Origin of the sequence: Algoriphagus aurantiacus (assembly GCF_035156405.1) — a bacterium.
In the GTDB taxonomy this organism is placed as follows: Bacteria; Bacteroidota; Bacteroidia; order Cytophagales; family Cyclobacteriaceae; genus Algoriphagus; species Algoriphagus aurantiacus.
This window is the reverse complement of the sequence record NZ_JAXRUT010000023.1, coordinates 63,401-81,526: the sequence shown is the minus strand read 5'-3', so window position 1 is coordinate 81,526 and position 18,126 is coordinate 63,401. Positions and strand designations below refer to the sequence as shown.

Below are 18,126 nucleotides of genomic sequence, written 5' to 3'. Positions count from 1 at the left end.
GATTTAAAATAAAGTCCAATGGATGTCAGGAGGAGCGAAGTCGAAGGGCTGGTAGTCTTATTCATTCTTCCAATAATGATATAGATGTATTTTTTCTATAGGCTTATACCCTACCGATTCGTAAAGTTTGCAAGCCGGGATATTACTTTCTTGAGTTGGTATCAGCATCTCTCTAGCTCCAAGTTGGTAGGCATTAAATTCAGCAGCCTGAAGGAGTTTTTTCCCCAAACCTTGACCTTGATGTTTTTCCGAAACAGCAATCAGTCCTATTCTCCCCTGCTCCTTTTCTACAGAAAACGTAACCATGCCGGCAGATTCAGGAGCGATTAAAACTCCCTTCTGTTCAACTGCTTGGATGATCCAGCGACTATACAGTTTTTCGAATTCCTTTGCCCTAAGACGAGAGTCTAGTTTAAAGCGTGAATACTTCCCACTTAAATAAGCAAGATTCTCTAATTCCTTTTCCCTATCCATTTTATCATAAGCCAGAATTTCATCAATTCTTTTACTCGGTTGGAGAGATTTCTGAAAAGTGATTTTAGTATCCACCTTCTGAATACTCGGATTGGAAATGTCCAGAATAGTTTCGGAGAAGAGGTAGACAAGTTGGTATTCTTGAGCCGCTTCTATAAATCCCTTTTCATTCCAGCCCGCATCCCGGGTAGTTTTTCCCACAGGATAGTTGAACAGGGCTGAATCGAAGTGCAGAGGTGAGATCAAGGGTGAATGGGTGCTGGTTGTTGGGTGTTGGTTAAAAGGTTAAGGGTTAAGGGTTAAGGGTTAAGGTTGTTGGCTGTTGGTTATTGGTTGTTAGTTGGTTAAGAATTTAAAAATGAAGGGAATTTAAAATTTACCCCCGACCCCTAAAGGGGAGAATAGGCTCACTGGACAAACTGTCCTTATGTTATCTCTAGAATTATAAATAGGAAGTATAGAATTAATTGTAATAAAACAGATACGGAAATGTTTCTCAAAAGGGAGAATGATGACGGAGAATATATTTAAATCACCTGTTTAGAGGAAAGTTTTTTTTAACCTTCTCAATTTCCGTCAAAATCTGCAAAGTACTTCATCTGTTTCATGAATTACAAATCGATTTTCGAACCTAACCATGTGAATTCCTAAATCCTTTAAATCCCTTCTCTTTCTTTATCCATTTCTATTTGATCTTTTAGTTGGTGCATTTCTCCATCTAATTCAATTGCAAATTGAAATTGATCGCAATAAAAATCGAGAATGTATTTGTAAATAGGATGCTGCCTTCGAAAATGTAATCCATTCAATCTATTTGCTCTTAATCTCTCCCAAAGAACAGCTTCTGCAGGAGTAAGTCTGTTTCTGAGCTCTTTTGCACGACGAAAAATTTCAGGTGAGGCTTTATGGTGCATAGTAACAATTATAGTGAAACAGTTATGAAAATGTTTCTCAAAGCTAATTCGTGACTTGCTCCCCTCTCACTTTAGAGCCTGTCCCGAAAGAGATTCGGGAAGAGGGGCTGGGGGTGAGGTTAAGCTACATCCGCGAATATCCTTTCCATCCTTCGTCCCGATTGCATATAATAATAAGTCTAATCGGGATCTTCGGATGGTTAAGACTAGGCAACATCCGCAAATATGCGTTCCATCCTCCGTCCCGATTACGTATAGAATAAAGTTTGATCGGGATCTTCGGATGGTTAAGGCTAGGCGACGTCCGCGAATATGCGTTCCATCCTCCGTCCCGATTGCATTAAATAACTAAGTATGATCGGGATCTTCGGATGGTTAATATTTAGGCAACATCCGCAAATATCCTTTCCATCCTCCGAAAGTACATCATTCCGAAGATAAAGAGGATAAAAGCCACGATTGTACCGGGCCAGATCCATTCCCAAGGCATAGGACGGTCAAGAAAAGCAGCCCGAAAACCTTCAATCACTCCCACCATGGGGTTGAGGACATAGAATTTTTGGTATTGCTCAGGAACAGCTGTAGTGCTGTAAACAACCGGTGCTGCATAGAGTAAGAGTTGCACTACAAAAGTCAACGCATGCTTGACATCCCTATATTTGACTGCCATCGCGGAAAGCATCATTCCCATCCCTAGGCTACACATTAGGAGTTGGATGATCAAAAGCGGCAATATCAAAAGCCCCCAACCTGGCATTGCTTGATAGTAGATCATCATTCCTACCACCACCACAAATGCAATCAAAAAATCCAGCAGTTTGGATAGGATAGAACTCAAAGGCAAGACCATTCTAGGAAAATAGACCTTGGTAATCATATTGGCATTTTGGATTAGAGAATTGGCAGACTCGGTAAGGGTACCGGAGAAGTAATTCCATGGCCAAAGAGCAAGGTAGGAGAATAAGGTGTATGGAATCCCGTCGGAGTCAACTTTTGCCAAGTTTCCAAAAACTACGGTAAATACTAAGGTGGTAAATAAAGGTTGGATGATTGCCCAAGCCACTCCCAAAACTGACTGTGCATAGCGGGCTTTGATACCTCTTATAGTCAGGAAATACAGGAGATCCTTGTATCGCCAGAGTTCCTTGAAATCTATGAGTTGCCATCCAGAGGTGGGTTGGATTATTTTGATATTGTCTTTGGGGGTCAAGGTTTGAATTGAGAATTTAAAATGGAGAAATTTAAAATGAAAGAATTGAGAGTTTAAAATGGGTGTTCTTATTTACCGTAGACAAGGATTCCCTGAATGTCGCCGGGGTCGGTTTCCATGATGGACACCTCTACTTTTCTTTGGACTTTTTCGTAGGTTTTTTCTTTAAGGAATTCCAAATATTCCTTGTCCAGATCTTTCCCAATTAGAATCATTTGGATAGTTCCTGAATCTATTCCCTTAGCATAGTCTCCGACTATATAGGCCATCTCTACCTCTCCCATCCTTTTGACTATTCGCTCCATCAAATCATCCAAGCCTAGGAATTTGGAAACCATGCCTTTGATTTCGTAGAAGAAAGGGTGATTGGTATTTGCTTTATACATTTTGGTTTTGCCCTCGTCTTCGGACACAAGTAGGCCTGCTTCTGTCAAGCGATTCAACTCAACCCTTACGGAATTGGTGGACTCATCAAACTCTTTGGCCAGGGATCGCAGATAACTTGAATTGGCGTGCGAAAAGAACTTCAGGAGAAGTTTGATTCGGGTTTTGGAAGTGACTAGGGATTCGAGCACTAATTAATTTAAAATGGAGGAATGGAGAATGGAGAATGGAGAATTTAAAATGGAAGAATTTAAAATTGAAAAAGCAATAGTTCTATTTTAGGTTTTCCCGTGATTTCTTGATTATCGAGTTGAGGAGCAGGATTATTTCTTCGATTTCAGCTTTTAAAAAAGACATAGATCGTTCTCAGATAGCAATTCCTTCCTGTCTAGGAGCCGTAGCCAATAGCTGGTTTCTCTTGCTTCCTTATTTGATATTGTAAGTTTAGCTACAAAATCAAGTTTAGAGTGAGCCGCCTGCACCTCCTCAACATTTGCTCCAATTGAAGTTCCTGATTTAACTAATTGATCGGCAAGTTTGAAATGTCCTTTCTCTCTTAGATACAGATAAACAGTTATTATCTCCTGAGCAAAGTGGAACGTTTTATCTACTATGATATTTGCCATGGTTTTAAAAATTTAAAATGGAAGAATGAAGAATTTAAAATTTAAAATGGAGGAATCAGTAATTCAATTTTAGATTTCAACCCTTAAAATGATGACTATGAGAATTTTAAATTAATTAATTGTTCATTTTAAATTCAAAACGGCTTCGCTCTTTCAGTCCCACGACTCCCCATATTGGCGCTGTGGGAGAAACCTAGCATCACTGAGTAATTTTCTTACTCGGTCAGACAAATTTAAATGCTTTTGGGAATTTTGCAAGAAGAACACTAGAAAATGAACATCAGAATGGCTAAAGGTTGGAGATAGTGGGCATCGCCTGGTGCTATGTATATTGATGGAATCTAAACTAAGTCTGCTTCCTACAAGTAAATGCCCGTTGTTAAGTAAACATAGATAAAGTGTACACCTGAAAAAAAATGTGCTAGAAAAAGAAGGCTGAGTATCCCTAACTTTATTTTTTCTGCTGTAGTAGATGGCTGGAAAACCCTGGCTTCAAGCAAATTTTTAACAATAACTACGTACAAAATGTAAAGAGATATCGGGATCTGCCAATAAAAATTTGCATCTGCAAAACGATAACCGGACTCAGCAAAAAGAAAAAACACCAGCAAAGAGACCAAAAGAAGAAGAAAAGAAAATTGAAAATCCAACGTTCTGAAAAGGGCTTTTCCATAAACCGCCAAAGCAAAAATCAGAAAAGCGAAACTGGATACAATATCAAGTATAGGGTATTCCACAAAATGAAGCCATACTCCCAATAAATCAAAAACCACCTTGTTCTTTTTTGCATCTGGAAACAAAGGGATTATAAGGGAGTCCAAAGTGCCATAATCATAGATTATAACTTTAGCCCCGTAAATCAAAAGAAGTAACCCAATACAAAGAAAAACACCCTGCATCAAAATTTTAAATGGAGACCTATGAACTATTAAAACCACAGGTAAGACTGGAATAAAGGCAAATAAAAAACTAGGCTTGGCTAGGCATATCAAAACTCCAATAATCCAAAGAGCCTGATAATGAAGCCTATCCCTTGTTCTTATCCACTTCAGGGTGAAAAAGAAAAGAAGTATACAAAACGGCCAAACAAATGTACTGGTACAATTATGCCAAATACTCGAGGTGAATTTGCCCATATAAAGGTATTTCCCTTCATAACTAAAGAGATAAATGGGGCTAAACAGCAGCAATACCAAGGGCAGCAGGTATGTCCATCTCCCATACTTACTGCTTGAGTGTAGCACGTATCTCCACGTTAGCAAGTACTTTGCTAAGATGGAAAAGCTAAGGATCAATAGAGTGCTGAGAATATAATCATACTTATACCAGAGTATTTCATCCAACAGATCATAAGTCCAATAATACAACGGTGGGTATATGATCCAGTCATTTTGTTTAAAAAGATTATAGAGTTCTAAATGTCCAAAATAATCTGAGGCAATCCACTGCCTGGCCTGAAAGTAAAATAGGGCAAATGAAGCGACTAAAATCAATAGGGATGTAAATACAAGAAAAAAAATCCTTAGCCAATTCTGTCTTTCCTGAACCTTCGTACCATAGTTACTTATTAAGATTTTAATCATTGGCTGAATAGGCTTTTTTATGATTCCTCCAGGATTTAGTATATCTCTTGAAAGTAAAATTTGGGGATACATCGATTATTTCGACTTCAAAATCACCTGCCAATGACTCTATGTAATTCGGAAAAACCAGTGGTTCAGGAATATTGACACCAATAAAACTGAATTCCTCCAATTCAGAGAGACTATTAAAACCAAACCGATGAAAGGCTTTTTGCTGGAAAGGACTTCTGGAGATCCATCCATACGAGAGTATAGGTACAGGATTTTTCCAGTTGAAACTTTCTATGAAATTGTTTTCATAAAATCTTTCCATGAATATGGGAGTTCCTTCAGGAACTTTTTCAAAAATACTCGCCAATTCCCTATTCATGATTTTTCTGCCTGATGCTTCCTTTAAGAAATTAATGGTATGGAAGCTAAAGAAAGCCAAAATGCATACGGTTATTCCTTTTGCCAATATGTTTTTACCACTGACTCTTCCATGATTCAGAATTAGTCCCAAAGAGACTAGGAAAAACAACATAATAACTCGTCCAAAAATTAAAAAAAAATAATTAAATAGTAATAAGAACAATAACCAAATAACCACGAATCGAAGTGTTTTTTTTGATTTCCTACCTGTAACGAGCGTGAGAAAAGTCAAAAGCAGAATCAGCATACTTTTAAACATTTCCATTTTCAGTATTTCCCAGAGTCTTTTGAACGATCCGGTAAAATATTCTAAAGAAAAGAAGTTCTGATCCAATTCTCTTTTTTTTTCCTCTAAATCAGCAATTGAAATTTCACCCTCTTCGAACATCCATCTAGAAAAATAAAACCATTTGTCGGATGTATTGATTTGGCTATTCCTTTCCAGTTGATAGAAAACGGGGTGGTCTTTTACTGAGGATCTTGCCTTATTGAATTCGGAATAATCTCGGTAAACATCTTGATTCTCTATTACGGTCCTGCTAAGAAACAGTGCTAAAATCATCATTAATATAATCAATAACTTAGAGCTATGCTGCACAAGCGGTCTTAAGCCCTTAATCACTAACTCTGACAGAAAGTAGCCTATCCCTACTAGGAACAAAGCTTCCTCCCTTATTAAAAAGGAAAAAACAATTGCCAGAGCTCCACCATAAATCACATACTTACTTTTTTCATTAGAGCCTGAAAAAAAAACTAATAAACCAGCCAAAGCTAAAAAACCTGCCACTAGGGTAAATTGAAGAAAATAGCTGAAATGCAAAGCTATAATCAATATCAGTAAGGCAAATAAGCTTTGCCAACTGCGGGAAAATGAGGTAGTAGAAACTTTATAGAGCATTAATAAATAGCCATAAAAAATTGCAATGAACCACGTTGCACCATACCAGTTGAAATTTGGAAAATATGTATAAAGTATAGAAAAGCCCCAACTCAGGAACGGGTGGATAAAGACGGCATAAGATTCCGGTTCCCCAGTATAGGCTCCAGACACCAGCCACATCATGATCACATCATCATTGACTTGGAATTTCCAGGGAAGAAACCAGACGGTAATCATTGCTCCCACACCGAGAATAATCCAAAGCAGCAGGAAAGCATTAGACTTTAATCTCTCCATAATACTTGTAATTGCTCTTCATTGGGCATTTCCAAAATTTTCTGAGTATTAAAATTCAAATTTGGAGGCAACGAATCATAAGGACAGTAAAAAATTACATCACCCGGTATCTCTTGTGGGAAAAAGGATTCCAAGTGATCTTTTCTCCAATACCCAGGAGATTTTGGAATGTTCTTGTTTAATAGAAAAGCTAACCCTGGTATCTTGTAAAAGACAAGTAATGAGGCTTTATCTGTAACAAATTGTTTTGCTTCACTTAAAAAATGAACCTGATCTTTCGAAAGAAGAATAGTCTTTCCTGGTTTATATTCCCAAGTCTCTGTAGAATGCCATAGTGATTCTTGCTCAAATGGATTAATCCATATTCCATTTAACACTACCGTTAAAGTCAGGATAGCTATACAACCATGAAGTAATTTTCGTCTCAGCGGCTGCAAGCTATTTGAGAGAAAAACTATAGCCATAAGCCAAAAAACCAAGTAATGAATTCCTAATCTCAACCAATAGAGATTACTTCCGAAATGAAGTAAGAAGGGAATTATCAGTAATAAAACAATTAAAACCCACTGCTTTTCAAGGATGTTCTTTCCTTGAACAAATCCAAATTGGAAAGCTAACACACCAGCTGCTAAAAGGAGTAAAATATGGTTCCATTCATCAGTAATCGTAGTAAAATACGATACTACTACTAAAGCTAATGTCCCAATGCACAACAATCCATTGCTAAGGTAATAATGTAACTTTCTTGAATATCCAGCCGCGAAGAAAGGAAGTGAAACAATTACCAACCAAAACACCCCTACCAGGGAATACTTGAGTAATAGTGAAAACCGATAATCCTCTCTATTCCCCATCATATCAATTGCCTCCAATAGTCGAACTAATCCGTTGTCGTCAAGGAACAACAGAAAAATAGTCTCTAAAAATATAAGTGGCAATAATATCCCAGAAATAGATTTCCAATCCAGCTGCTTCTTGTAGTAGATAAATATAGCAGTAACCAACCCCAATCCCAGACAGCTGGTGATTTTCACATAGAATAGTAATGCTAAAACCAAACCTAACAGCAAATCTCGGAAAAAGCTTCTATTGGCTTGGGAAATTAAAGTGATCCAGAAGCAAGCTAATACTACACTCAAGGAATTATAAGAAAGAGATGGGGGTTGCATTCCGTAACCAGCAAAAACACCCAGAAGGAAAATAAAAAAATGGTTGATGGATAGTTTGCCCTCTCCAGTTAAATTCCTCCAGAAATAAGTCAGGGAAATCGCCGCCAAGAAATAAAAGAATAAACGAAGGCCCCTTATTCCCACAATCCCAAATTCAATTCCTGTCACGTTGTAAAAAAGCTTGAAGAACAAATCGTAATTGAAAATGCCAGCAATATTTTCCTGTGCTGGATTTGCAAGAAGCATATACAGTCCTTCGTCGGAAATGTCAAAGCCACGATTGATTCCGAGAAGGATTAGTAAAAGCGATAAAAATGTGAATCCTGCTAAAATCTTGCTCAAGACAAATGCAAATAATTGATTTTCACGATTTAAATTTTTAATTCCAAAATTAAAATAAGTAAACCACTCCTTACAATAATACCATTATGTGGAGAACTTTCTCCTACTTAAGCAAAAAAATACCCTGTACAGGGTATTTTTTTCCGAGTTGCACTACATACCTTTATGTCAGGGTGATTAAGCAACTTTTCCAGCACTACTTTTTCTTAGAAAATATTAAAGGGATTTTTTATCTAATTTTTTAATCCCTTTTACCTTTTTTCGGAGACTCAAGATTTGAGATTCAAGGCACAAGATTTAAGACTCAAGATATTTGACGCTCACGGATCCAAGTCGGAGGCTTGAACCAGTTAGATTCATTCGGGATTACAAATCTTCAATACTTACAGGTCCAAGTCGGAAGACTCAGCTGAGTCACTAGGGAAATTTACGTCAATTTCCTATCGCAAACCTATTCCATCCTCCTGCATTTAGCCTCATGTCCCACAATATCTGTAGGCAGGAGGCCATTGTTTTCTACACTTATTCTACCCCGGGTTGAAACCCGAGGCTATGAAATGCTGCATGCCTACGGCATTGCTTCTTTTCTACAGGATTTGGAGATAAATTAATAGAAATAACACCACAAACTATAGGTGAATCTTTAACCTCACCAGTTAATTTCAAATTCCAAACAGCGCTAGTATTTACTAATTTTACTGTGTAAGATCTTTATCTGTAATAAATCCCCCTACCCCCTTTACAGAATTATATAATCCCGGTGAATTTAGGAGTATAAGGGGGAGTTAGTCAGTGCTGGGACTTGTATCTGTGTGATAGTTCGGGATTGCAAATCCCGAACAGCAGTTGCAGCACTATTTGCAAATCCCTACCAGCACTACATAGCAACAGAAAATCTCAATTTGCTGATCAATAATACCTTACTTCACAATCAGGATTAGCCTTCTTGAAATTATCAACTGCTCTGCTGTTCAACCGAGTATTGAAGCATGATAGTTTCTTAAGATTAGGAAGCCCCTCTATAGGCCTAAGGGAACGGAGATTTGTACTAGCTACATCAAGCTCCACTAGATTAATCATTCCTTCCATTCCTTTCAAAGTCTTCAAGTTAGTCCCAGAAATATTTAAGACTTTCAGGTTCATCAGATTAGCCAAGGGGTCTAAATCTTCGATTCCAGAATTACTGATATCGAGTTCTTCCAAATTGGACAAGCTTTTCAAAGGAGAAAAATCAACCACTGGTACTTGGGATATTTTCAATTTCTCCAAAAGCTTAAGTTCTTCTATTGGAGCAATATATCCGAGCGGAGCATCAAAAATCACCAAAGAACGCAGATTTACAAATACAGTAAGTGCATGTATATCGTCAACGGATACGCGCTCGAAAGTCAATGAAGACTCCTGAGTCATCGCATGAAGCTGCTCTGTACTTGGATTTTCCGGTAATGAAAATTGGTTACTAAATATCTCTTTCCATTCACCATCTAGCTCATCCCACCAGGTATTTAACTCGTCAGTTCTGTAAACAATAGTCAAATCCGGTTTTTGAATAACTATTTCCGGTACCTCCTCTATGAATATTTCAGAACCATTGACATTTAAATAGGTCAAGTTGGGGAGATTTACCACGTCCATAATGCTAGTTACGGGACTTCCATCCAAATCAATTTTCACCAATTCCTCATTTGATTTCAGCGGAGCAATATCTTTCACTTGGGAATTTCTACCTATGATTTCTTTCAAAGTCTTTACTTCGCTAAGAGATATCACTTCCGTGATAGGGTTATCAGAAAAATTAACTTTGGTAAGTTTAGCGAATCTTGTAATCGGGTTGAGGGTTTCTATTCCGGATCCACTCAAATCCAATTCTTCCATTCCAATGGTAGTCGTGAGGATTTCCACGCTTGGGCTATCAGAAATAATATTCGGATTTGCTTTTTTCATACTTGATTTCCAAGCATCTGATAATCCGTCCCACCAGCTTTCAAGATCTTTTACATGATGAATCAACAGGACTTTAGGATTATTTCGGGTGAAATTATCTGAAGCGATAACAGAAAGTTTGGTCTCGTCTGCCAAAATCTTTATCAACTCGGCTTTACCATTAAGCGCTGATATATCAGAAACTTCAGTCCGTGTAATATCCAACACTTGTAGATTTTCAAGTCCCTCTAGCGGTGTAAGATCCTGGATATTGGTATTCGATAAATTCAAATTCTTCAGAGAAGCCAAATCTGATAATTGGCTGAAGTTGATTAAGTAATTACCACTTAGATCAAGGTTTTCCAATTTTGAGAGATCTTTGATATTCTCTGTATTGTTAAATCCACTTTGAGAGATATAAAGGCTTTTTAAACTGTCAAATTCATTGAGCACGGCAAAGCTAAGAATTGGAGTTTCCTCGACACGAAGAGATCTTATTGCTTTAAGATTGACCAGTTCGCTAATATCTGTGATCTGAGTTCTCGAAATATCCAGGTGCTTTAGGCGATCAGAATACTTGATAAACTGAATATCAGAAGTTGGGGTATTCGACACATCGAGGTATTCCAAGAAGGTCACATTGGAAATAGGTCCAAGTTCTGTGATCTGCGTATTGCTGAGGTTCACATACTTCAGGTTTCGCATTGCTTCCATAGGACTGAGGTTCAGCAAAGAATCTGTCCCAGAAATATCCAGCGAATCAACCTCTACAAACTTGTACAATAGGTCTACATTGATAGAATCGAACTCACTTACTGTAAAGCGATTTCGGAAATAAGCTTGCCAGTGCGGATCCAGCACTCCCCACCATTCTGTTAGTTCTTCATCACGACTCACTTTTGTGGTGTATACGCTGGCTATTTTCAACTCCTGCGTTTTACTATCCAAATTCACTTCTACATAACGAGGTTTAGTATTGGTGATTTTTTCATTGTTGATGCCTGTAGCAGTGATGGTTCTATCCAGTGAGGCTGTAAAATACACATCCCCGTTATCTTTCTGATGAGGTTTTACGTCTCTAATTTTGAATGCGAACTTGACATCTTTGTAGAAAAACTCGATGTCCTTCAAGTAAGCTGTCACACTCTTGTTGGTCACTACTTTCCTATCCAGCAGAAGGTCGTCTTCTACCTGCACTTCTCCATCACGAAAAATCTTCAAGTAACTTTCACGGATCACTACATCCTTGTCCCTAGGCTGAGTCTCTGCGGATCCAATAGTGTTGAGCAGGTATTCCATAAACCGGATCTGATCTTCAACTTTAGCTGAATAATCATCTATTTCAGCTTTGGTATAGCCTTTTATAGTCTGAGCTATTCCGGAGAAGCTCATGCAGAAAAGGAATAAACTTAGATATATAGACTTAGTTCTGATCATATATGTATTTCTGGATAGTTTCCTTGTCACCAGGGTTGAGTTTGACAAGGTTTGAAATCAGCCAACCTGTATTAAACCCAGGGCGGTTGAATTGATGTACTTCAAAATACCAGCCTTCAATTTGGAAGAAGTGAAACTTAACATCAGTTACAGTTTCGTAGCGGATGTTATTTTGCTTCATTTCATATAAAAACAAGGTCAGGTAATCTGGTTTGAAACTGGATTCAGTATAAGCTTCTGGCGAATCTGAGTCCTGAAATGCTCTTCTAAGATTCATAAAGCCAAGCTCATGACTAAGCGGGTGTAGAAAGTCTTTTCTATCTCCCACCGGTTTATTAAATATGCTTTTGAAAGGTGGAAATGACACCTCATTTATGACCCATTCATACCCCAATCCTTCCGGCTGGAGTTTTAATATCAAGGTGGCAGTTTCTCTTTTGCCTTTAAAAATAAATTCTGCTTGTACTTCTGCAAGCCATCCTTCACGGTGGAAGTTCAGGTATTGCGGATAAGATGGAGAAAGCACGGAGTTAATAAATTCCGTTTTCAAGTTTTGGCTTACTGAGGAAGTTTGATTATCAAAAAGTATTTGTAGAAATCCTTTTCTCAGTGATACACTATGATAGGCAGTGTCACCGGGATAATAGCGCACATTGCCATCAGTAGGAGACTCTTCGGCATTAAATCTTCTGAAGAATTGGTTTAGTTGTTTGGTAGAGGCAGCAAATCTGCCATCATCTTTAACTGTCCCGGGGCTGCCTATACCCTGCCCCGAGACAATTGAGATGCTTGCGATGAATATCGCAAAGATAAAGGTTACTATTCTCATGCGGAAGTTTCAGTCACTCTCACGTCACCTAGCATGACGTCCCAAAATTCAATAGTTCTACCAGCAATTTGGGTTTGCTTTTTCTCAACGTAGATAGTGATGTCTTTTTTAGTAGTGTCTTTGTAATTCATACCTGTTTCAATAGAAGTTCCTTCGAAACGTTGGTATACAGTGACTACACCTACATATCTTCCGTCAGGCTGTCTTTCTAGATCTGAAATGTACTGGATATCATACCAGGTGATATTTACTCTATCGTAGTTCAATGCCATCAAACGCTCAAAATAACGTCTTACTTTATAGTAAGCGATTTCGTTGGTATTGATGCTAGAGACACCCATTTCGGCTCCTGGAGAGAAAAGCTCTTCAGCACGATCCATCACTCTATTAGCTTCAGAGAATTGAGTCTCTTTGCTTCCGATTATGCTGATGTACTTACTTAAATCTTTTACTTTTTCGAGTGCAAGTGAATCAATTGCTTGTTTTCTAGCTGGGCTAATTGTTTCTGACTGAGCTAGTACGCTTACTGAAGTAGCAAGGAAAAGTCCCAGGAAAAGAATCATTTTATTTTTCATGTGTATATAATTTTTCAGATGCGCGATTATTTTCTTCTAAGCTCCAATTCAGAGACTTTTCCATTAGCATCTAGACGAATATCGCTGATGTAATTAAGATTCTTCTTTGTGTCTTTCAAGTACTCCAAATACTTCTTGATAGTAGTAGGTTCATCGTAATCCTTGATACCGTTTTCTTCGTGAATCACGATCAATACTGGAGTTTCCTGATTAGAAAACATACCAAGGGTTTCTTGAATAGTCTGGTTTGCCATGGATGCATTACCTGCAGCAGCTACACTATTAAAATAATTTTCCAATTTTTCTGCTGCTAATTCCTCTGCTGATGATACTGGAGTTGGAGCAGGCGCAGGTTGCTCGACTTGCTCAACCGGTGCGGGAGGTGCGGGTTCTTGTGCAACTTTCTTTTTACTCTTACATGCACCCATAGCCAGCATAGCAACTAAGGCAATAATAAGTGAGCGGTTAACCGAAATAGAGAACAATTTTTGCTTCATGTTGGGGATTTGATTAAGATGATGAGGTTTTTTTTATTTTTAAACAGGGGCTTCCCCTACTTTTTGATTTGGGTACAAAGTAAATAAAATCATGTGATTAACTCGCAAATGCTATTCCAAATCAAAAATGCTTTTTGTTAATAATTTCAAATGTCCTCTGAACGGCTTATGAGTCAGGAGAGCGGTTAATCCAGTGTTTTTTTAATCGATCAAACTAGATGTAATACTATATCAATAAGTGATCCAAGGATTTCTCTAAGTATTATAATTATAACAAAATCAGTCTCGAAACTGCCTAAATCATCCAAAAAATACCCTATATAGGGTATTTTTATTTTAAATTTTAGCCCTCAACTTTGAATTAGCGTTAAGTTTTAATTAGGCAGTGGCCGAACAAAAAGACCCAGAGCTTCTCTGGGTCTTTTTATTTAATGGGTTTGTGGGTGGGTTGCTCCGATAGCCATCGGGAGTTGTTGGTTACTGATGAATCTTTGAATACTTGCGGAGCAGGAAGGATTTCAAACCTATGTAGATTAATCCTGTGACTACGATAATTCCCAAACCTAAATATGGGCCTGGTGTAGTTTTAGGGTAGATAAAAAACGCAAAGTTAATCCCAAGCTGAAGGACAGCGTAGCTCAAGGCAATGTTTACATGATGATAACCTCCTTGGTTAGCTAGTATCTGATACAAATGAGATCGGTGGGGTTCGGATATCTTAAGCCCTTTTCTCATCCGATCAAAAATAGTAATTGCCGTATCTAAGCCATAAATGAGTAGAAAAAGTATGACTGTCCAGGAATCTGAGTTCAAATACCATTGAACCAAAAGATAAATCATCAAATAGGCTAGAGATATACTTCCTATGTCACCCGCAAACATTAGTGCTTTTTTTCGCAGGTTGAAAATGAGAAACACACATATCGCGAGAATCTCATATCTAATCAAAAACTGATCAAAAATCTGGGAATATGTATTCACTGCAAGCATACTACCGAGAAATACTAACCCATACAATCCGGTGACACCATTGATACCATCCATGAAATTAATACCATTGATGATCGCCAAAGAAATAAAATACAAGACAGGCAATGCCACCCAATTGATTTGGGAGAAAACTTCCAAGTCATGAAATGCCATTGTCAGTGCCAAAAACTGTATCGCAAATCGAATTTTTCTTGAGATAGTATAAATATCATCCAACAAACTAACAGCCGAAACCCACACGATGCCAATTATCATCCAAGTGTGCTGAAAATCGAAAGCCATCCACCAAAAGACTACAGCGAATGGGAACAAAATCCCACCTCCCCTTACGGTAGTATGAATATGAGAACTGCGATGATTGGGTTTATCTACAATATTGAACTTTAAAGCCAGTCTGTGGTAAATCAACGCTAATAGCAGCAGAGATAAAAAAACAATGAAATAACTAAGGAACATAAATTCTAACTTGAGGCTCTCGCTTTAGGTCACCTGATCAGGACAAAAGTACCAGCTTTTTGAATATCCTCACCTGATTTAAATTTAAATATTCCTTTGTAGAGGTAGTTACACGTTTGGAGCTACTCTTCCGTGTATAGTTTATCCCATCCTATTCCTTCCAGTTCCTCAGATTGATAGATCAATTCACCCCAGATACTAAAAATATAGAGTTTAATACTGACAATTCCCCTAAAGGCAGATTAAAATTATTGGTTTTTTGCCCGAGTAAGAGTAAAAGCATCAGGGACAATCACTAAATAATCATCAAATGCCTGAATCACTTTCTGAATTACAGCCATCAAAACAATCCCATTCCAAATAATTACCTTTTTAAAGGAAGATCAACAATTTGTAGGAAATTTTAGATGGCAAAACTACTTTTGTGCTGTCCCAAATTTTAAAGTTGGACATAGTCACTTCCTCAGGAGATAAATAGTTAGTTTATTTTTCTAATTGGTAGATTTTCCCTAAAAAAGAAAGATTAATATCAAGCAGTATCATCGGCAAACTTCAATCTAATTAAAAATCAATAATTTAAGAATTCTAAACGGTACTTTGATCAAAGCATGATCTTCAATTCTATTGAATTTTTCATCTTCCTAATCCCTGTGTTTATTCTTTACTGGTTTCCACTAAAGAATAATTTAAAAGCCCAAAATTGGCTCCTGCTCCTCGGTAGTTATTTTTTTTATGGCTGGTGGGATTGGAGATTTTTGATTTTAATCCTTTTTAGTTCATTAGTTGACTTTTTTGTTGGCCTTAAGCTAAGACAAGAAGAAGATGAGCACAAAAGAAAGCTTTTAGTTTGGTTGAGTTTGTTTGTGAATTTGGGTTTGCTGGGCTTCTTCAAGTACTTCAATTTTTTCATTGAGAGTTTTACAGAGGCTTTTACCTTTTTTGGTAATCCAATTGAACGGGAGAGACTAAGTATTATCCTGCCGGTAGGAATTAGTTTTTACACGTTTCAGACCTTAAGCTATACGTTGGATGTCTACCGGAAAAAACTTAAGGCCTCAGATGATTTATTAAGTTTTTTGACTTTCGTAAGTTTCTTTCCCCAGTTAGTTGCGGGTCCCATTGAGAGGGCTAGCCATCTATTGCCTCAGTTTTATAGACTTAGAGTTTTTAATTATGATTGGGCAATTTCTGGTGCCAAAATATTTCTTTGGGGTTTTTTTAAAAAGGTTGTCATAGCAGATAACTCCGCAATTTTGGTCGAAGGCATTTTTGCTGATTATTCCAATCAAACAAGTTTTTCATTGATTTTGGGAAGTATCTTTTTTTCTTTCCAAATATATGGTGACTTTAGTGGCTATTCGGATATGGCAATAGGTCTTAGTCGTATGTTTGGATTTGATTTAGTAGCCAATTTCAAGTTTCCATTTTTATCCAAAAACATCAATGAATTTTGGAATCGATGGCATATTTCACTCTCTTCCTGGTTCAGAGATTATTTATACATCCCTTTGGGTGGAAATAAGCTTGGAAAAAGAAGGGCGATAATTAATGTGTTTATAGTATTTCTTGTTTCAGGATTTTGGCATGGCGCAAATTGGACTTTCATAATTTGGGGCTTGATTCACGGCTTAGTATATCTTTTTTATTATATTAATAAAGACAACAATAAAGCAGATCAATTCAAATTTAATTTACCTTATATACTCCAAGTGATACTCACCTTTTGTATTGTTTCTTTAGCATTTGTATTTTTCCGTTCGCCTAGTGTAGCTGATTCTCTAGGATATCTAAAAGGAATTGTATCATCCAATGGATCAGGATCATTTTATATTTCAAGTAGTAAGCATCTTTTAATGACCGCTATCACTTTAATGGGAACGTCCATCCTAATGGGTTATGAATTTGTGGCAAGCAGAAAGGGGTTATTTGAAGTAAGGTTAGGCAAAGTAGATTTGATTTTAGTAGGACTTTGTATCCTATTTTTAGGAGCTTTCAAAAATCATCTTGATTTTATTTACTTCCAATTTTGATGGGTATGAAAAAATTCTCTTCTAGGATCTTAGGCTATTTAACTTTCCTATTTATTTTAGGGAATCTGGTTGCATTTATATTACAATTTTTCCTTAGCCAGTCCTTCTTTTATAAACAAAATTTCATTGTCAATTATCTACCCAACGGTAGTAATTTTAATTACATAATTGCAGGATCAAGCAGGGGATTAACTACATTAAATACAGTCGAAATTGACAAAGAACTAGACTTGAATGGTTTTAATATTTCATTGGACGATACAGGTTTGCCGAGTCAATTTGTAATGATCAAGCATTATTTTGAGTCCGGAAATACGGCTGACTATTGCGTATTAACATTAGATTTGGGACATATGGAGGAATCTGCTCAAAAAATAAATGACAATGATTACCGATTTGTATCCTATTCAAATCGTGACTATGTCTGGGAATATTTCAAAAAATACGAAACAGGGATAATCAAGCCCTTGACACTCTCAAAATTTTTTCCTGTAATTGCATTTAGCTATTACAATATTGAATTATTATGGCCAGCAGTACTGAGTATATTCAAACCAAAATACCACTATCGATTTGATTTAAACGGAAATTATTCATACCCGGACCTAGAACTGCCAGAACAAGATTCAAATTTCAAATGGGAGTCTATTGATAAAAAAATTAAGAATCCAATTCTAAAAGAAATTGAACTCTATTTAAAGAGAAATAACTCAAAACTAGTCATTTATATTGCACCATATTATGGAACAAAAATTAATATTAAAAATAGTGAAGAATTTCAGGTCATAAATCATTCCGCATCATTACCGACATCAAACTATTTTTTTGATTACGATCATGTTAATAATGCAGGTAAATCTAAGGCAACCGAGCTTTTTATCAAATCATTTAAGGACGCTCGACTGAAAAATTAGTATTTTTTGATAATGCGGCCAAAAAGCTGAGGATTTTTAAGACACATATTCTTGAAATAGAGAATAGGATAGTGAAAAATTTGAATATTTATCTAGCATTCAGTTGTAAATTCAACACGGATACCTCTGACTCCTTAGGAGATTAAATCATTCATCTCTGCTAAGATAAAAGTCCAGAGTAAAAG

Annotated in this window: 15 protein-coding genes; 2 read left to right on the top strand and 13 right to left on the bottom strand. The window is 37.0% G+C overall.

The genetic code is table 11. The features are described 5' to 3' along the window. Positions 1-57 precede the first annotated feature (57 nt). The 13 genes from SYJ56_RS19705 to SYJ56_RS19645 form a co-directional block, all read right to left on the bottom strand. Positions 58-720, bottom strand: coding sequence for a GNAT family N-acetyltransferase (locus SYJ56_RS19705; protein ID WP_323837158.1), 663 nt, complete (start codon positions 718-720; stop codon positions 58-60). Between the two features lie 410 nt (positions 721-1,130). Beyond that, the gene (locus tag SYJ56_RS19700; protein ID WP_323837156.1) at positions 1,131-1,388 is read right to left on the bottom strand and encodes an endonuclease domain-containing protein; all 258 of its coding nucleotides are present in this window, start codon (positions 1,386-1,388) and stop codon (positions 1,131-1,133) included. 382 nt (positions 1,389-1,770) lie between these two features. After that, entirely contained in the window at positions 1,771-2,598 is an 828-nt protein-coding gene (locus SYJ56_RS19695; RefSeq protein WP_323837154.1) for an ABC transporter permease, read from the bottom strand. 68 nt (positions 2,599-2,666) lie between these two features. Next, on the bottom strand, positions 2,667-3,173 hold the full coding sequence (locus SYJ56_RS19690) for an ArsR family transcriptional regulator (RefSeq protein WP_323837152.1): 507 nt from the start codon (positions 3,171-3,173) through the stop codon (positions 2,667-2,669). 153 nt (positions 3,174-3,326) lie between these two features. Further along, positions 3,327-3,608: a four helix bundle protein gene (locus SYJ56_RS19685; protein WP_323837150.1), complete on the bottom strand. Its 282-nt coding sequence runs from the start codon at positions 3,606-3,608 to the stop codon at positions 3,327-3,329. 359 nt (positions 3,609-3,967) lie between these two features. Further along, positions 3,968-5,191, bottom strand: a complete 1,224-nt coding sequence (locus SYJ56_RS19680) for a hypothetical protein (protein WP_323837148.1) — start codon at positions 5,189-5,191, stop codon at positions 3,968-3,970. Further along, positions 5,184-6,779, bottom strand: a complete 1,596-nt coding sequence (locus SYJ56_RS19675) for a hypothetical protein (RefSeq protein ID WP_323837147.1) — start codon at positions 6,777-6,779, stop codon at positions 5,184-5,186. The genes SYJ56_RS19680 and SYJ56_RS19675 overlap by 8 nt, the downstream gene beginning before the upstream one ends. Beyond that, positions 6,767-8,290, bottom strand: a complete 1,524-nt coding sequence (locus tag SYJ56_RS19670) for a hypothetical protein (RefSeq protein ID WP_323837145.1) — start codon at positions 8,288-8,290, stop codon at positions 6,767-6,769. The genes SYJ56_RS19675 and SYJ56_RS19670 overlap by 13 nt, the downstream gene beginning before the upstream one ends. Positions 8,291-9,199: 909 nt before the next feature. Further along, a complete protein-coding gene (locus SYJ56_RS19665; RefSeq protein WP_323837143.1) occupies positions 9,200-11,650 on the bottom strand; it encodes a leucine-rich repeat domain-containing protein in 2,451 nt (816 codons plus the stop codon). Then, the gene (locus SYJ56_RS19660) at positions 11,637-12,479 is read right to left on the bottom strand and encodes a hypothetical protein (protein ID WP_323837141.1); all 843 of its coding nucleotides are present in this window, start codon (positions 12,477-12,479) and stop codon (positions 11,637-11,639) included. The genes SYJ56_RS19665 and SYJ56_RS19660 overlap by 14 nt, the downstream gene beginning before the upstream one ends. After that, entirely contained in the window at positions 12,476-13,054 is a 579-nt protein-coding gene (locus SYJ56_RS19655; RefSeq protein ID WP_310104303.1) for a hypothetical protein, read from the bottom strand. Before SYJ56_RS19655 ends, SYJ56_RS19660 begins: the two co-directional genes overlap by 4 nt. A gap of 26 nt (positions 13,055-13,080) precedes the next feature. Beyond that, positions 13,081-13,551, bottom strand: a complete 471-nt coding sequence (locus SYJ56_RS19650) for a nucleoid-structuring protein H-NS (protein WP_323837138.1) — start codon at positions 13,549-13,551, stop codon at positions 13,081-13,083. Positions 13,552-14,028: 477 nt separating this feature from the next. Then, the gene (locus SYJ56_RS19645; protein WP_323837137.1) at positions 14,029-14,997 is read right to left on the bottom strand and encodes an MraY family glycosyltransferase; all 969 of its coding nucleotides are present in this window, start codon (positions 14,995-14,997) and stop codon (positions 14,029-14,031) included. 608 nt (positions 14,998-15,605) lie between these two features. Between SYJ56_RS19645 and SYJ56_RS19640 the strand changes: the two genes are divergently transcribed. Both SYJ56_RS19640 and SYJ56_RS19635 read left to right on the top strand, forming a co-directional pair. Next, positions 15,606-17,027 carry an MBOAT family O-acyltransferase gene (locus tag SYJ56_RS19640; protein ID WP_323837135.1) on the top strand — a complete coding sequence of 474 codons (1,422 nt, stop codon included), beginning with the start codon at positions 15,606-15,608 and terminating at the stop codon, positions 17,025-17,027. Between the two features lie 5 nt (positions 17,028-17,032). Beyond that, entirely contained in the window at positions 17,033-17,941 is a 909-nt protein-coding gene (locus tag SYJ56_RS19635; RefSeq protein WP_323837134.1) for a hypothetical protein, read from the top strand. Positions 17,942-18,126 lie beyond the last annotated feature (185 nt).

Coding starts and splice junctions, on each gene's coding strand:
- SYJ56_RS19700 (WP_323837156.1), bottom strand. CDS start 1,388: ATGCACCATAAAGCCTCACCTGAAATTTTTCGTCGTGCAAAAGAGCTC.
- SYJ56_RS19685 (WP_323837150.1), bottom strand. CDS start 3,608: ATGGCAAATATCATAGTAGATAAAACGTTCCACTTTGCTCAGGAGATA.
- SYJ56_RS19680 (WP_323837148.1), bottom strand. CDS start 5,191: ATGATTAAAATCTTAATAAGTAACTATGGTACGAAGGTTCAGGAAAGA.
- SYJ56_RS19675 (WP_323837147.1), bottom strand. CDS start 6,779: ATGGAGAGATTAAAGTCTAATGCTTTCCTGCTGCTTTGGATTATTCTC.
- SYJ56_RS19665 (WP_323837143.1), bottom strand. CDS start 11,650: ATGATCAGAACTAAGTCTATATATCTAAGTTTATTCCTTTTCTGCATG.
- SYJ56_RS19660 (WP_323837141.1), bottom strand. CDS start 12,479: ATGAGAATAGTAACCTTTATCTTTGCGATATTCATCGCAAGCATCTCA.
- SYJ56_RS19655 (WP_310104303.1), bottom strand. CDS start 13,054: ATGAAAAATAAAATGATTCTTTTCCTGGGACTTTTCCTTGCTACTTCA.
- SYJ56_RS19650 (WP_323837138.1), bottom strand. CDS start 13,551: ATGAAGCAAAAATTGTTCTCTATTTCGGTTAACCGCTCACTTATTATT.
- SYJ56_RS19645 (WP_323837137.1), bottom strand. CDS start 14,997: ATGTTCCTTAGTTATTTCATTGTTTTTTTATCTCTGCTGCTATTAGCG.
- SYJ56_RS19640 (WP_323837135.1), top strand. CDS start 15,606: ATGATCTTCAATTCTATTGAATTTTTCATCTTCCTAATCCCTGTGTTT.
- SYJ56_RS19635 (WP_323837134.1), top strand. CDS start 17,033: ATGAAAAAATTCTCTTCTAGGATCTTAGGCTATTTAACTTTCCTATTT.